Source organism: Streptomyces sp. CB02058 (assembly GCF_001905505.1).
In the GTDB taxonomy this organism is placed as follows: domain Bacteria; phylum Actinomycetota; class Actinomycetes; order Streptomycetales; family Streptomycetaceae; genus Streptomyces.
This window is the reverse complement of sequence record NZ_LIPG01000002.1, coordinates 249,721-263,986: the sequence shown is the minus strand read 5'-3', so window position 1 is coordinate 263,986 and position 14,266 is coordinate 249,721. Positions and strand designations below refer to the sequence as shown.

Annotated in this window: 12 protein-coding genes and 2 tRNA genes; 9 read left to right on the top strand and 5 right to left on the bottom strand. The window is 71.5% G+C overall.

Features of this window, described 5'->3' with window-relative positions:
- Positions 1-181 precede the first annotated feature (181 nt).
- Positions 182-2,011, top strand: coding sequence for a putative bifunctional diguanylate cyclase/phosphodiesterase (locus AMK10_RS08465; protein ID WP_073746560.1), 1,830 nt, complete (start codon positions 182-184; stop codon positions 2,009-2,011).
- 24 nt (positions 2,012-2,035) lie between these two features.
- On the opposite strand, the gene AMK10_RS08460 is transcribed toward AMK10_RS08465, so the two are convergent.
- Together AMK10_RS08460 and AMK10_RS08455 are read right to left on the bottom strand one after the other, a co-directional pair.
- Positions 2,036-3,136 (bottom strand): LLM class flavin-dependent oxidoreductase, encoded by a 1,101-nt coding sequence (locus AMK10_RS08460; RefSeq protein WP_073746558.1) that lies wholly within the window; start codon positions 3,134-3,136, stop codon positions 2,036-2,038.
- 111 nt (positions 3,137-3,247) lie between these two features.
- A complete protein-coding gene (locus AMK10_RS08455) occupies positions 3,248-4,012 on the bottom strand; it encodes a maleate cis-trans isomerase family protein (protein ID WP_073746556.1) in 765 nt (254 codons plus the stop codon).
- Between the two features lie 186 nt (positions 4,013-4,198).
- Between AMK10_RS08455 and AMK10_RS08450 the strand changes: the two genes are divergently transcribed.
- The 7 genes from AMK10_RS08450 (at position 4,199) to AMK10_RS08420 (ending at position 9,737) form a co-directional block, all read left to right on the top strand.
- The gene (locus AMK10_RS08450) at positions 4,199-5,158 is read left to right on the top strand and encodes a D-2-hydroxyacid dehydrogenase (protein ID WP_073746554.1); all 960 of its coding nucleotides are present in this window, start codon (positions 4,199-4,201) and stop codon (positions 5,156-5,158) included.
- A gap of 217 nt (positions 5,159-5,375) precedes the next feature.
- The gene (gene ehuB, locus AMK10_RS08445) at positions 5,376-6,278 is read left to right on the top strand and encodes an ectoine/hydroxyectoine ABC transporter substrate-binding protein EhuB (RefSeq protein ID WP_073746552.1); all 903 of its coding nucleotides are present in this window, start codon (positions 5,376-5,378) and stop codon (positions 6,276-6,278) included.
- A 19-nt stretch (positions 6,279-6,297) separates the two neighbouring features.
- Complete coding sequence (ehuC, locus tag AMK10_RS08440) at positions 6,298-7,032, top strand: ectoine/hydroxyectoine ABC transporter permease subunit EhuC (RefSeq protein WP_073746550.1); 735 nt, start codon at positions 6,298-6,300, stop codon at positions 7,030-7,032.
- Positions 7,029-7,673: an ectoine/hydroxyectoine ABC transporter permease subunit EhuD gene (gene ehuD, locus AMK10_RS08435; protein WP_073746548.1), complete on the top strand. Its 645-nt coding sequence runs from the start codon at positions 7,029-7,031 to the stop codon at positions 7,671-7,673. The genes ehuC and ehuD overlap by 4 nt, the downstream gene beginning before the upstream one ends.
- Positions 7,663-8,496 carry an ectoine/hydroxyectoine ABC transporter ATP-binding protein EhuA gene (gene ehuA, locus AMK10_RS08430; protein ID WP_073746546.1) on the top strand — a complete coding sequence of 278 codons (834 nt, stop codon included), beginning with the start codon at positions 7,663-7,665 and terminating at the stop codon, positions 8,494-8,496. The genes ehuD and ehuA overlap by 11 nt, the downstream gene beginning before the upstream one ends.
- A 176-nt stretch (positions 8,497-8,672) precedes the next feature.
- Positions 8,673-9,431: an IclR family transcriptional regulator gene (locus tag AMK10_RS08425; protein WP_073746544.1), complete on the top strand. Its 759-nt coding sequence runs from the start codon at positions 8,673-8,675 to the stop codon at positions 9,429-9,431.
- A 232-nt stretch (positions 9,432-9,663) separates the two neighbouring features.
- Positions 9,664-9,737, top strand: a tRNA-Lys gene (locus tag AMK10_RS08420).
- Between the two features lie 73 nt (positions 9,738-9,810).
- On the opposite strand, the gene AMK10_RS08415 is transcribed toward AMK10_RS08420, so the two are convergent.
- The 3 genes from AMK10_RS08415 to AMK10_RS08405 all read right to left on the bottom strand — a co-directional run bounded on the left by AMK10_RS08415 (position 9,811) and on the right by AMK10_RS08405 (position 13,984).
- Complete coding sequence (locus AMK10_RS08415) at positions 9,811-10,401, bottom strand: lytic polysaccharide monooxygenase auxiliary activity family 9 protein (RefSeq protein WP_073746542.1); 591 nt, start codon at positions 10,399-10,401, stop codon at positions 9,811-9,813.
- 158 nt (positions 10,402-10,559) lie between these two features.
- The gene (locus tag AMK10_RS08410) at positions 10,560-12,647 is read right to left on the bottom strand and encodes an SPFH domain-containing protein (RefSeq protein WP_241839502.1); all 2,088 of its coding nucleotides are present in this window, start codon (positions 12,645-12,647) and stop codon (positions 10,560-10,562) included.
- Between the two features lie 56 nt (positions 12,648-12,703).
- The gene (locus tag AMK10_RS08405) at positions 12,704-13,984 is read right to left on the bottom strand and encodes a peptidoglycan-binding protein (RefSeq protein ID WP_073746540.1); all 1,281 of its coding nucleotides are present in this window, start codon (positions 13,982-13,984) and stop codon (positions 12,704-12,706) included.
- A 169-nt stretch (positions 13,985-14,153) separates the two neighbouring features.
- Here AMK10_RS08405 and AMK10_RS08400 point away from each other — a divergent pair.
- Positions 14,154-14,227 (top strand) — tRNA-Lys (locus AMK10_RS08400).
- The last annotated feature ends 39 nt before the right edge of the window (positions 14,228-14,266 follow it).

Below are 14,266 nucleotides of genomic sequence, written 5' to 3'. Positions count from 1 at the left end.
AAGGCGTGGGCCATGCGCGTGCCACAGGTCCGAAACGATGGACGCGCTGGAACGCCCGGTGCGCCACCCTCTATGCTTCACCTCGCTTTCCTGCGTGGTTCCCGCCCCTGGCACGGCGCTTCGCTCCACGCCCCTGCCCGGCCACATCTGTTCACGACAATCTGCACAGCGGGAGCGAGCGGTGAGCGGAACCTTCGAAGGGCCGACGCACTCGGCGGGCACGGCCCCCGACGCGGGGCCGCCAGAGGTCACCGAAAGTGATCATCAGCGGTCGGTCCTGGCCGAGCTGCGCGACTACCGCGCCGCGTTCCAGGCATCCGCGCTCGCGATGGCCGTCGTCGACCACCACGGCAGGATCGTCAGGGCCAACGACGCGCTGGGCGGGATGCTCGGCACCGAGCCCGCCTCCCTGGCCGGGCGGCCCGCCGCCGATCTCGTCGGCCTCACCTCGGACCGGGCCACCTTGCGTGCGTACAGCGAGGTCCTGGACGGCGGCCGCTCCGGGCTGCGGTGCACCCGGAGGCTCAAGCACGCCGACGGCCGGCCCCTGTGGGCCGAGGTCACCGCGGCCCCGGTGGCGGTCCCCTCCACCGGTCCCGGCAGGGTGCTGCTGTCCGTCGCCGACGTCAGTGACCGGCGTGAACTGCGGGAGCGGCTGCGCCACCTGCGGATACACGACCCGGTGACCCGGCTGCCCAACCGCACGCTGTTCTTCGAGCGGCTCGCGACCGCCCTGGAGAGCCCGCCCGAGCAGGACGGCGCGCCGGGCAGGATCGGGCTCTGCTATCTGGACATCGACGGCTTCAAGGCGGTCAACGACACCCTGGGGCACCACACAGGCGACCGGCTGCTCGCCGCAGTCGCCGGGCGGCTCACCGACTGCGCCGAGGCCGACGGCCGTCGCACGGGCGGGCATCTGGTGGCGCGCCTCGGGGGCGACGAGTTCGCGATCCTGGTCGAGGACTCCTCGGGCACGCATCAGCTCACCGATCTCGCCCGCTCGGTGCTCACGGCCCTCCAGCGGCCGTTCGACGTCGCCGGGCACCGACTGTCGGTCTCCGCCTCGATCGGGGTGGTGGAGCGGTCGTCGACGGGGACGTCGGCCACCGCCCTGATGCAGGCCGCCGACACCACGCTGTACTGGGCGAAGGCCGACGGCAGGGCCCGCTGGACCCTCTTCGACGCCGAGCGCAACGCGCACCGGATGACCCGGCAGGCGCTCTCCTCCATGCTCCGCCCGGCCGTCGAACGCGGTGAGTTCACGCTGGAGTACCAGCCGCTGGTCGGCATGGCCGACGAGGTCGTACGGGGTGTGGAGGCCCTGGTCCGGTGGAATCACCCCCGGTTCGGGCTGCTGGCGCCGAGCCGGTTCGTCCCGATCGCCGAGGAGGACGGCACCATCGTCCAGCTCGGGCGGTGGGTGCTGCGCACGGCCTGCCGCCAGGCCCGCCGCTGGCAGCTGGAACACCCGGACGAGCCCGCGCTGTTCATCAGCGTCAATGTCGCCGTGCGCCAGGTCTGGGACTCCGACCTGGTCGCCGATGTGGCGGACATCCTCGCCGAGACCGGCCTGGAACCGGGGCTGCTGCAACTGGAGCTGACCGAGTCCGCGGTCATGGGATCGGCGGGCCGCCCGCTGCGGGTGCTCCAGGCGCTCAGCGACATGGGCGTCCGGATCGCCATCGACGACTTCGGCACCGGCTATTCCAACCTCGCCTACCTCAGCCGTCTGCCCGTCTCGGTGCTGAAGCTGGACGGCTCCTTCGTCCGGGGCTTCCGTTACGAGGACGGCACGCACCCCAGCCCGGCCGACGAGACGATCGTCGAGGCCATGGTGCAGCTGGCGCACCGCCTGGGCCTCACGGTCACCGCGGAGTGCGTGGAGACCTCGGGCCAGGCGGAGCGGCTGCGCCGGATCGGCTGTGACACCGGGCAGGGGTGGCTGTACTCACGCGCGGTGGCACCGGAGCGGATCGCCGAACTGATCAGCACCAGGCCCCCGGAGGGCTGAGACGCCCCTCGGAGCAGCGGGTGGTCAGCCGGCGTCGGGCAGCCCGTAGGCGTCCGCGATGAGTTCGTACGACCGCAGGCGCGCCTCGCCGCCGTGCGCGTTGGCCGTGATCATCAGCTCGTCGGCGCCGGTGCGCTTGGCCAGGTCGTCCAGACCGGCGCGGACCTCGTCCGCCGTGCCGTGGACGATGTCCTTCAGCCAGCCGTCGACGAATTCGCGCTCCATGGGGCTGAAGGTGTGCGCCTCGGCCTCCTCGGGGCTCGGCACCAGGCCAGGGCGTCCGGTGCGCAGCCGCACCATCGACAGGGCGCCGGTCAGCACCTGGCGCCGGGCCTCGCGCTCGTCGTCGGCGGCCAGCGCCGCGACCCCGATCAGGGCGTAGGGCGCGTCCAGCACCGCGGAGGGCTGGAAGGACTCGCGGTAGAGGTCCAGGGCCGGCACGGTGTTGCGGGCCGAGAAGTGGTGGGCGAAGGCGAAGGGCAGGCCGAGCACGCCCGCGAGCCGGGCGCTGAAGCCGGAGGAGCCCAGCAGCCAGATCGGCGGGCGGGACGGCGACTGGACGCCGCCGGGCGAGGTGGCCTGCACGGGTCCGGGGACCGCGTGGATACGGGCGTAGGGGTGCCCGTCGGGGAAGTCGTCGTCCAGGAAGCGGGTCAGCTCCGCCAGCTGCTGGGGGAAGTCGTCGGCCCCCTCGTTCAGCCGGTCGGTGCGGCGCAGGGCCGCCGCGGTGGCGCCGTCCGTGCCGGGGGCGCGGCCGAGGCCGAGGTCGACGCGGCCGGGGGCCATGGCCTCCAGGGTGCCGAACTGCTCGGCGATCACCAGCGGCGCGTGGTTCGGCAGCATCACGCCGCCCGAGCCCAGCCTGATCCGCTCGGTGTGGGCGGCCAGGTTCGCCAGGATGACGGCGGGCGAGGAGGAGGCCACCCCGGGCATGGAGTGGTGCTCTGCGACCCAGTAGCGGTGGAAGCCGCGCCGCTCCGCGAGCGTGGCGATGTCCACGGCGGTGCGCAGGGCCTGGCTCGACGTGCGCCCCTGGCCCACGGTCACCAGGTCGAGCACGGAGAGGGGCACGGGGGCCGTTCCGCCTGCGGTGCCGCGAATCTCGTCGCCTCGGTTCTCGTCCACGTGTTCGGCCCTCTCCGGTGCTGCGTCTGCGTATCGGAGGGTGCAAACAGGAGGATGGCTCCGCTTATTCCCCGGGTGGCCGTCCGCTCCGTACGGATGACGGGACGGGCCTCACTCCCTGACCTCGATGCCCCGGGGCTCCGCGGCGCCCAGCGGGGGCTCGCGGGTGGCGAACAGGGTGCCGAGGGTGGGGGCCCAGATGCGGCGGTCGGCCAGCCGGAGGCCCTCCCAGACCGCCACCTGGTTCGCGGTGAGCACGGGCTTCCCGAGGAGCTCCTCCAGTTCGGGGACGTGTGCCGCGGTGTGCAGGGCGTTGTCGGGGAGCACCACCACCTCGGCGTCGGGGTGGTCGCCCGCCACGGCCAGCTCCTTCACGAGCTCCAGGTCCGCCGCGGCCGCGTCTGAGGCGTTGATCAGCCCGCCGCCCCGGGTGGCCGTCACCTCGATGCCGCCGGACTCCAGGAACCCGGCGAAGAGCGCGGCGAGATCCTCGGGGTAGCTCGCGGCGACGGCGACCCGGGACGCGCCCAGTTCGCGTACCGCGTGCACGAAGGCGAAGGAGGCGCTGGAGGCGGGGAGCCCGGCGGCCCTGGCCAGGGACGCGATCTGCTCGTGCCCGCCGTCCCAGCCGAAGGCGAAGCTGCCGCCCGTGGAGGCCCAGACCAGCGACTCGGCGCCGGCCATGCGCAGTTCCTCGACACCGGCGGCCAGCCGTTCGGGGGCGCCCGCCGCGCGGAGGGCCTCGACGGTGCGCGAGTCCTCGTCGGCCTCGGTGTGGAACAGCGGCACTCGGATGTCACTGTCGAGCATGACCTCGATCCGCGGAAAGTCGTCCTCCGCGGCCTGGCCAGGGTAGAGAAGTCCTACGGTCGTCATGTCCATCCTTCCCGTACGTCCGGATGTCCTGCTGCCGCTCGTGTCACCGCTGCCCCTGCCTGGGACAAGTATTCCCCTTTTGGCCGCACACCGTCTTCCGCAACAGCTCCGACCTGCGGTTTCTCCTCCACGGCAGCACGGTCCTGTTGACGCCCGCGTACCCCGGTGCGAGCGTGGTGTCCCCTGATGACCACTCCCCTGATCCTCGTCCTGGACGCCGTCCCCCGGCCGCGCCTGGGCCGGCTCACCGGGCGGGCCCGGGTCCGGTACACCGACGAGCGGAGCCTGGCCGGAGCTCTGCCCGAGGCGGATGTGCTGCTCGTCTGGGACTTCACCTCCGACGCCGTCCGCGACGCCTGGCCGGGCGACGGGCCCCGGCCCCGCTGGGTGCACACGGCGAGCGCGGGGGTGGACCGGCTGCTCTGCCCGGAACTGGCCGCGTCCCCCACCGTCGTGACCAACGCCCGGGGCGTCTTCGAGCTGCCGATCGCCGAATACGTCGCCGGGCTGGTGCTCGCCTTCGCGAAGGACCTCCCCCGCACCCTGGACCTCCAGCGGCAGCACCGCTGGCACCACCGGGAGTCACGGGGGCTCGCGGGCAGCCGCGCCGTGGTGGTCGGCGCGGGCCCCATCGGCAGGGAGATCATGCGACTGCTGCACGGCCTCGGCGTCCGGGTGGCGCTCGTGGGACGTACGGCACGGCGCACCATCCACGGCATCGAGGACCTGGACCGACTGGCCTCCCGTGCGGACTGGGTGGTCGCCGCGGCCCCGCTGACCGACGCGACGCGCGGGATGTTCGACGCGCGCTTCTTCGGACTGCTCCAGCCCTCCGCCCACTTCATCAACGTGGGCCGGGGGCAGCTGACCGTCGAGGACGACCTGGCCGAGGCGCTGCGCAGGCGGTGGATCGCGGGCGCGGCGCTCGACGTGTTCCAGGAGGAGCCACTGGGCCCGTCCAGCCCTCTGTGGGAGGTGCCCGGCCTGCTGATCTCCCCTCACATGAGCGGGGACACGGCCGGCTGGCGGGACCGGCTGGGCGAGCAGTTCGTCTCGATGTTCGAACGCTGGGCGGCCGGCGAGGCGTTGCCCAACGTGGTGGACATACGGCGGGGTTACGCACCTTCTCCGGACATCTCCCTCTGAGGTCGCGCACGACGGCCGGCCAGGAACCCGTCCGCCTCGGGGAACACGCCCCGCACACCGGTCGTCGCCCTGCGCCCGCATTGAGACACGGAAAGGTCACCCTCCGGCCACTGTTGGGTTACATGGCGGGACGACCTGCATAAGAGTCCTGGATCGGGCAGGTGCTCACCCTGTCCGGACTGTTCGACACCCCGATTTCTCCAGGAGATTGCGAACCATGGCTGACTTCCCTCACCTGTCCCGTCGGGGCTTCCTCAATCGATCGGCGGCTGTGGGAGGTCTTCTGGTCGTCCCGGGGCTGCTCTCCGCGTGCAGCAAGACCGACGCCGGCGCCGCGGACGGTGAGGGCGCTCTGGAGAAGCTCCGCAAGCAGGGCTTCGTCCGGGTCGCGTACGCCAACGAGGCGCCGTACGGCTACATGGAGGGCAAGGAGCTCAAGGGCGAGGCGCCCACGCTGCACCGGGAGATATTCAAGGCGCTCGGTGTGAAGGAGCTGAAGCCCACCCTCTCGGAGTGGGACGGGCTGATCCCCGGTCTCCAGGCGGGCAAGTACGACGTGGTGAGCGCGGGCATGGCCATCACCCCCGAGCGCTGCGGCAACGCCATCTTCTCCGAGCCGGAGTTCATCTCCCCGACGGCGCTGATGGTGAAGAAGGGCAACCCGAAGAAGCTCACCGACCTGGCGTCGGCCAAGGCGGCCGGGATCACCGTCGGCGTGATGTCGGGTGCGGTCGAGGGCTCGTACGCCAAGGGCGCGGGCATCCCCGAGGGGAAGATCAAGACGCTCCAGAAGCCTCAGGACGGGGCGGACGCCGTCAAGGGCGGCAGGATCGACGCCTTCCTGCTCACCGGCATCTCGCTGCGCTGGCTCGCCAGGACCAACCCGGACACCGAGGTCACCGAGGCCTTCGTGCCCGAGCTGGACGGCGTGCAGCAGTTCTCCCCGGGCGGCGCGGTCTTCCGCCAGGGCAACGAGGACCTGCGGGACTCCTTCAACCGCGAGCTCAAGAAGATCGTCTCGGACAAGTCGCGCTACGTGGGCCTGCTCCAGGAGTACGGCTTCGGCGCCACGGAGATTCCGCCGGCCACGCTCAAGACGGCCGACCTGTGCAAGGGCTGACGAGAGCGGACCACACCGTATGAGTGACTTCTTCTCCACCCTCCTCGATGAGTTCCCCCAGGTCAGAGCAGGCCTGTGGGTGACGATCGAGGCCACCGTCCTCGGGGCGCTGTTCGCGCTCCTCCTCTCGTTCGTCCTCGGCCTGGCCGCCGGCAGCAGGCTGCTGCTGGTGCGCGGGGTCTCCAGGACCGTCGTGGAGTTCTTCCGCGGCACCTCGCTCTACATCCAGCTGTTCTGGCTCTACTACGCGATGCCGCAGCTGACGGGGTACGAACTGTCGCCGCTGCTCTGCGGCGTGGTGGCCTTCGGCCTCAACTACGGGGCGTACGGCTCCGAGATCGTGCGCGGTGCGATCAACTCCGTGCCCCGCGCGCAGTACGAGGCGGCCGTGGCGCTGAACATGACGCCCCTGCACCGGATGCGGAAGGTGATCCTGCCGCAGGCCTGGGTGCAGATGATCCCGTCCTTCACCAACCTGCTGATCCAGCTGTTGAAGTGCACCCCGCTGCTGTGGCTGATCTCGGTGGCCGACCTGATGACCGTGATCCAGCAGATCCGCGACCGCACCGGTGAGACGCTCGTGGCGTATCTGTCCCTGCTGGCCGTGTACTTCGTGCTCGCCTACGCGCTGACCCTGCTGATGAATCTGCTGGAGCGGTCCGCCAAGCGGCGGCTCGGCCTGCACACGGGCGCGGGGACCCTCCTGAAGTCCCGCAGCGCCGAACCCGCGACGACGGCCGGAGGTGCCCGGTGAACCAGGGATTCGACTGGGATGCCGCCGGGGACGTCCTGCCCCTGCTGCTCGAAGGCTTCCGGGTCACACTGCTCGCGACCGTGCTCGGCACGCTCGTCGCGGCGGTGCTCGGCCTGGCGATCGCCGTGGCCGGGCGGGCACCGTCCCGCTGGGTGACGATGCCCGTGAAGGCGGTGATGGAGTTCGTCCGTGCCACCCCGCTGCTGGTCCAGCTGGTCGGCGCGGCGGCGCTGTTCACCTCCGTGGAGCCGCTGACCATCGGCGTCGTGGTGCTGGGCATCCACTACGCCACGTACACCTCGGAGGTCTACCGGGCCGGGATCGACGGCGTGCCCAAGGGCCAGTGGGAGGCCTGCCGGGCGCTCTCGCTGTCGCCCCGGCGGACCTGGCAGGCCGTGATCCTGCCGCAGGCGGTGCGCAACGTGCTGCCGGCCCTCGGCAACTACGCGATCTCGATGTTCAAGGAGACCCCCTTCCTCGCCGTGATCATGGTGCAGGAAATGGTCTTCGAGGCCCGGAAGTACGGGGCCGACCACTTCGCGTACACCGAGGCGTTCACGCTCGCCGGCCTGGTCTTCCTGGTCGCGAGCTACCCCACCTCGCTGCTGATGAGAAAGCTGGAGAAGCGCCTTGGCCACTGAACCCGCCCCCCTCAAGGAACCCGCGGACGCGGCCCCGGAGACCCTGGCCACAGGTGTCGAGCCGCTCGTCCGCTTCGACAAGGTCGTCAAGCGCTACGGGGACCATGTGGTCCTGGACGAGCTGGACTTCACCGTGCGGCGCGGCGAGCACGTCACGCTGATCGGGCCCAGCGGCTCGGGAAAGACCACCATCCTGCGGCTGCTGATGACGCTGGAGAAGGTCAGCGACGGCGTGATCTGGGTCGACGGCTCGCCGCTCACGCATGTGCGGACGCCGTCGGGCTCGCTGAAGCCCGCCGGCGACAAGGAGCTGCGCGAGTCCCGGAAGAAGATCGGGATGGTGTTCCAGCAGTTCAATCTCTTCCCGAACATGAAGGTCCTCCAGAACATCACGGAGGCGCCCGTCCACGTGCTCGGCATGGACCGGGACGAGGCGGAGGCCAGGGCCAGGGAGCTGCTCGACATGGTCGGGCTCTCCGGGAAGGTCGACGCCCATCCCTCCCAGCTCTCCGGCGGTCAGCAGCAGCGTGTCGCCATCGCCCGCGCGCTGGCGATGCGGCCGGAGATCCTGCTGCTCGACGAGGTGACGTCGGCGCTCGACCCGGAGCTGGTGGCCGGTGTGCTGGAGCTGCTGAGCGACATCGCGAGGAACACCGACATCACGATGCTCTGTGTGACCCACGAGATGAACTTCGCCCGCGACGTGTCCGAGAAGGTACTGATGTTCGACGCGGGACGGGTCGTGGAGTCCGGTACGCCGGAAAAGATCTTCTCCGATCCCGAGCACGAACGTACGCGCGAGTTCCTGAGCGCGGTGCTGTGACCTCACCCTTGATCCAGAGCTCTTGACCTTGGCATATGCCGGACGGGTGCGCCCGGGTCAGGACGTCCGGGGCGCACCAAGAAGTCGTCAACACCCTCTCCGAAGCGCCCTTTTGGCCACTATCGTTGTGCGTGAGCTTGCGGTCACAACCTGGTAGAGGCCCTGAAGGGGGAACCGTGGCGTTGAAGCCCGAGCCGAAGGCGCCGTTCCATTCGGTGCAGTACGCCCTGCGTGTGCTCGAATCCGTGTCCACGCACGGCGACGGGGTGACGGACGCCCAGATCTCCCGCGAGACGGGACTGCCGCGCGGGCACCTGACCCCCCTCCTGCTGACGCTGCGCCGCGAGGGCTACGTCGAGCAGGTCACCGACGGCGCCTACATCATCGGCTCCTCCCTCCTGGAGCTCGGCTCCGGGGCGGCCCGCCGCCGCGCCCTGGAGGCGAAGCTCCAGCAGACGCTGGTGCAGCTGCGGGACTCCGTCGGCGCGGCGGTCTACGTCAGCCGGTACGTCGACGGGGAGATCCGCGTCACACAGGTGGCCGACGGTCCGCGCACGCCCGCCGTCAACGAGTGGGTGGACTTCCGCTCGGCCGCGCACGCCAGCGCGATCGGCAAGTGCCTGCTGACCCAGCTCGACCAGAACGGCCGGCGCGACCATCTGTCGCGGCACCGGATCGCACGGCTGACCTCGCGGACGATCACGAGCGAGAAGGTGCTCTTCTCGAAGCTGGACAGCCAGCCCGCGACGGTGCCCGTCCTCGATCTCCAGGAGTACGCCGTGGGCACGGTGTGCGCGGCGGTTCCGCTGACGGCCGGGTCGTCGGCGGGGTGCCTGGCGCTGTCCCTGCCGATCGAGCACGCGCACCGGCTGCGGGCCGCGGCGGCCACGCTCAACCGGCGCGCGGCCCCGGTCCTGCTGTCCCTGACGCTCTGAGCCCCGCCGGGCGGGCCGGTCCCCGCCCGGGTCCGCGGCGTGCCGCGACCGGCGGGTGGCCTCCGGCGCTCCTTGCTCTGTATATATAGCGAGGTGGTGCGGGCCCGCAGGTCAGGGGCGGGCCCGCACCTTCCCGCTGCCCGCGCGCGGGTGTGGGCAGCACCACTCCCCGGGGGTGCGGACGCGTGTCAACAGCACCCCCGAGGACCAGGTATTATTTTCGAGTCAGCAGGCGCCGTTAGCTCAGTTGGTTAGAGCAGCTGACTCTTAATCAGCGGGTCCGGGGTTCGAGTCCCTGACGGCGCACAGACACCACAGTGGGCGGTCTCCTTCCGGGGAGACCGCCCACTGTGCTGTGTGCGTTTCGCTGCGGGTGACGTCAGAACTGCACGTCGGAGCAGGAGTAGAACGCGTTGGTCGTGTCGGCGACGTTCCAGACGGCCAGGATGATGTGCTTGCCGGTCTTCTGGGTGGGGATGGTCCCCTGGTGGGTCAGCGTGGCGGGGGGCTGCTGGTTCCCGTACGGCACCGTCATGAACGGCTGTGATTCAAGGGCCGCCCTGGTCAGCGGCTTGCTGGAGTCCCAGCCGTTCTTGGTGATGTAGTAGCGGAAGTCGGTCGTGGAGTGCCGGGCGGTGAACTGCCAGCGGAAGCTGTAGCCCTGCCCCGCGGTGACCTTGGTGGCGGGCCAGGCGCCGCCGCGCGGGTCGTCGAGCTGGGCGAACTGACTGTTTCCGCCGGCGCAGATCTTGCCGTCCGCCGGTCCCGCCGCCGGGAAGCCCTTGGGGCCTTCGACGCTCTGCGGCTCCCACTGGATGTTGCCGCAGTTGGTGACGGTGCCGTTGGCGCAGAGTTTCTGCCGGCTGATGGGGGAATCGGTGTAGCCGTGGCTGCTGGCACTGCCGGTCGCGAACATCGAGACGCCCGCTATCGCCAGGCCGATGACGGCCGCGCTTGCCCTTTTCCGCATGCTGTGTCGCTCCTCGAGAACGTGGGGGAGGTTCTGGGGCTCTGCTGCGCGCAGGTCTTGTGCGGTCTAGACCAAGTCCAGATTATTGACGCGGCATGAACATGTCCAGACCAATGTGGGTCGGGTTTCAGTGCGCGTCCCCCTGTCACCGGGAGCGGTCAGGCCCCTTCTCCACCGTTACGTCCGGTGTAGAAGGCCACCGTCAAGTCCCTGACCAGCGCCTTGTGTTCGTAGGCGTCGAGCTCGACGATGCCGCGTGCGGTCAGCCGGCCCACGGTGTCGTCGACGGCGTCGACCACCGAGGTCAGGACGCCGTCCCGGTGCTTGGCGTCGAGGGCCGCCACCCTGCACCTCTGCATCGCCGCCGCGACCTCGGGGGCGTACTCGATCCCGGTCGGCTGCGCCGAGTACACCTCGATGCCCACGGGTGCGCAGTCCGCCTTGAGCATCCTGGTCAGCGCGTTGCCCACCGCCTCCGCGTCGCGCAGGGTGCGGGTGTCCTCGTGGAAGGCGTCGGCGGGCAGCTGCGAGAGCACCCGGGCCAGCGCCGCTTCGACCTGGTCGCTCAGATACCGCTCGTGGTCCGCGACCCCGAGGGCCGCCCGGGCGGTGTCCTTCACCCGCCACACGACGAGGACGACGGCCCTGAGCGCGGTGCCGTTCGCGTCCATCGCGGGCAGCGACTCGCTGCGCCAGTGCCGCAGCCGTACGTCGATGCTGCGGCGCAGCAGGAGCGGCGAGATCCAGAGCAGACCGGTGCGCCGGACACTGCCCCGGTAGTCACCGAAGAGCGTCAGCACCGAGGTGTGGCCGACCCGGCCCCGGCCGAGGCCGCAGAGCGCGAGGAGCACCACGGTCATCAGCAGCGCGAGCAGCGCCCAGACTCCGAGGCCCACACCGTCGTACGCGCGCTCCCCGAGCCCGATCCTGCTGGTCACGGCGGTGGGCAGCGCGCCCTGCCACCCCAGCACGGCGAGCCCGGCGGCGGTCCCGGCGGCAGCGGTGAGCAGCGCGGCCCATCCCGGCAGGACCGGTCCGGGCCGCTCGGCGAGCCTGGGGTCCGCGAGGGGCGCGGGCCGTGCGGACACCTGAGCCTGGGGCGAGCGCGGCAGGGGCGGGCGCCGCGCACCCGGCCGCCGGGTGAGGACCGCGGCACCCGCCGCGGGATCGGCGGGCGCGCCGCCGGTCCCGTCGTCCCGGAAGAGCAGGTGCACGGGGATGGGCGCGGTGGTCTCGGTCGTGATGACGGGCTGCCTTCGCCCGGCACCCCACCAGGCGACGGGGTCGGCGGCGCCCACACCGATGCTGACCTGGGCGCGCTCATCGGCGCGGATCGGCTTGCGGAGATCAGCCGGGGCGCCCGGTCCGGCACCCGGACCCTCCGGGAGAACCATCGTGTCCAGGACCGGGTCCGGGTCCGGGTCCGGGCCCGGGTCCGGGTCCGGGTCCGGGTCCGGGTCCGGGTCCATCTGCGGGAAGACGCCGATGTGCGGGCCGGGGCGGCCCACCTCGGCCACGGCGTCCAGGGCGGGGCCGAGGTCCGCCGGAATGTCCTCGGCATCGGCCGCGAGGGGTTCCGCCGGGAAGGGTTCCGCCTGGAGAGGCTCCGGCCGGAAGGGTTCTGCGGGGAGCGGCTCCGCCGGGAGAGGCTCCGGCCGGAAGGGCTCGTCCAGGAGAGAACCCGCGGCGAGGGGTTCCGGCCGGATCGGCTCCACCCGGTCCGGCCCCGCCTCGGAGGATCCGGCCGCGGTCACCGCCGTCTCAGGGGAGTCGAACGCCGGGGCCTGAGCCGCGGGAACCCCGGCCGTGAGCGGCTCCGCCGCGAAGGGCCTGGCCGCGGGGGACACCTCGTCGCCCGGAGCCCCGGACCCACCGGGCTCCCGCCCCGGCCCCGGCACGAGGCCCGGGTCCGGCACGAAGTCCGGCCCCGGCACGAAGTCCGGGTCACGCTCCCCCGCCGGCACGGCCCCCGGCCCCGGCGCGAGGTCGGACGCCCGCTCCGGGCCCGGCCGGGGTACCAGGCCCGGATCGCGTACGAGGTCCGGATCACGCGCCGCGTCCGGCGCCCCGCTCTCGGCCCGCTCCGTCACGGGCATCGGACCCGGCGCCTCCCCCGGTCCGGAGCCCGGTCCGGAGCCCATCTCCGGACCCGGTCCCACGCCCGGTCCCGGACCGGGCACGACCACTCGCGTGTCCCGCTCGCCCAGCTCGTCCCACTCGCCCCGTACGTTCTCCGTGGATCGCATTCCCGCCTCCGTCAGTCCGTTCCGTAGCCGCTCATGTCCGTCCGTCGCTCCGGCCGTCATGCGAAGAGCCGTCGCCATGTCTCCGGCCCCGGGTATCCGTCGGCCGCGCTCCCGCTCCAGCCCTGGGCCTTCTGGAAGGCCTCGACGTTGCGGCGGTCGGCCTCCGTCCAGCGCGGGCCGGGGCCGGTCGTGTAGTGCTTGCCGTATCCCTTCTTCACCAGCTGGGTGCCGAGCTTCTTGACGTGGCTGTTGGACTGCCCAGGGGCGAACCAGCGCTTCCCCGGGTAGGGCACGGCCGTGCCGCTGCCCGTCCCGGCGGCGGGAATCCTGTGGCCGGTGCCCTTGACCAGCAGGCTCCAGGTGCCGGGGCCGGGGATTCCGTCCGCCTCCTTGCCCTTCCACCCCTGCGCCAGCTGGAAGGCCTGCGTCGCCCGCTTGTCCGCGTCGCCCCAGCGCGGTCCCGCGCCGTCCTTGTAGAAGCGCTTGCCGCCCTGGGCGATGAGCATCTGCCCGAGCTTGGTCACATGCGCGTTGTTCGCCCCGGGGCCGAACTTCCCGGCCCCGGGGAACGCCGTGCCCGTGCCGCTCTCGCTCGCCCCGCTGACGACACCCTTGTAGCGATAGGCCACGTACTTGGAGGAGTTGCTCCAGTACGCCATCGGCGTCGTCGCCTTGCGCGCGTGCGGGCGGGTCTGCTCGTAGGCGAGATAGTGCGTGTGCGTGTGGTCGGTCCAGCCGCCGAAGACCGTGACGTGCGAGCCCACCGCGGGGTCGGCCAGGTTGTGGAAGAGGAGGATGTCGCCGGGCTGGAGGTCGGCCCGGGCGATCTTCGTCCCGTAGGTGGCGAGGCTGCCGGTCCACTCGTTGGCCGCGAGGTTCCAGGCCATCGACACGAAGCCCGAGCAGTCCTGCCGGTAGCCGTCCGACCAGTACGCCGCCATGTCGTACGGGACCTTCGCGGTCACCCACTTCTTGGCGCGGTTGATGATGTCGGCCCGGGTCGTCGTGCGCAGCGCCGAACCCGCGTCGGACGGCGGCCCCGAGGCTCCGCCGCTGTTCAGGGGGCCCACATCGCCCTGCGGGGTGGCCGGCTGGGGATCGGCCGTGGTGTCCGCGCGGCCCTTGGGGCCCGCGGCGAGAGCCGCCGCCTGTCCCGCGCCGCAGGACAGGACGAGTCCGGCCGCGGTGACCAGCACCAGCGCACGCCGTGTGCCGTGCGCGGCCGGATGGCCGCCGTAGCGCACCGGCAGCGCGGCGGCCCCGCGCCTGTGCTGGGCGCAGCCCGGACAGCCGCAGTCGGCAGCGGGCTCGTACTCCTCGAAGACCGGCACAGTCATGCGACTCCTCTTCCCCTCGGCAGTCGTCCAGATCGTCCGTGCGTCAACGTTCCCGGCATACCTCATGTTTACTGACTAAAGGGAAAAAACGACCATCCGACAGGCCGAGCCGGAGAGGAATTGGTTCGGAGCACACTCAGCCATCGGGTAAAGTTCTCCAGGTCAGCAGGCGCCGTTAGCTCAGTTGGTTAGAGCAGCTGACTCTTAATCAGCGGGTCCGGGGTTCGAGTCCCTGACGGCGCACGCACACGAAAGGCCCCTTCACCCAGCGTGAAGGGGCCT

Coding starts and splice junctions, on each gene's coding strand:
- ehuB (WP_073746552.1), top strand. CDS start 5,376: ATGGCTGACTTCCCTCACCTGTCCCGTCGGGGCTTCCTCAATCGATCG.
- AMK10_RS08450 (WP_073746554.1), top strand. CDS start 4,199: ATGACCACTCCCCTGATCCTCGTCCTGGACGCCGTCCCCCGGCCGCGC.
- AMK10_RS08415 (WP_073746542.1), bottom strand. CDS start 10,401: ATGCGGAAAAGGGCAAGCGCGGCCGTCATCGGCCTGGCGATAGCGGGC.
- AMK10_RS08455 (WP_073746556.1), bottom strand. CDS start 4,012: ATGACGACCGTAGGACTTCTCTACCCTGGCCAGGCCGCGGAGGACGAC.
- ehuC (WP_073746550.1), top strand. CDS start 6,298: ATGAGTGACTTCTTCTCCACCCTCCTCGATGAGTTCCCCCAGGTCAGA.
- AMK10_RS08410 (WP_241839502.1), bottom strand. CDS start 12,647: ATGCGATCCACGGAGAACGTACGGGGCGAGTGGGACGAGCTGGGCGAG.
- AMK10_RS08405 (WP_073746540.1), bottom strand. CDS start 13,984: ATGACTGTGCCGGTCTTCGAGGAGTACGAGCCCGCTGCCGACTGCGGC.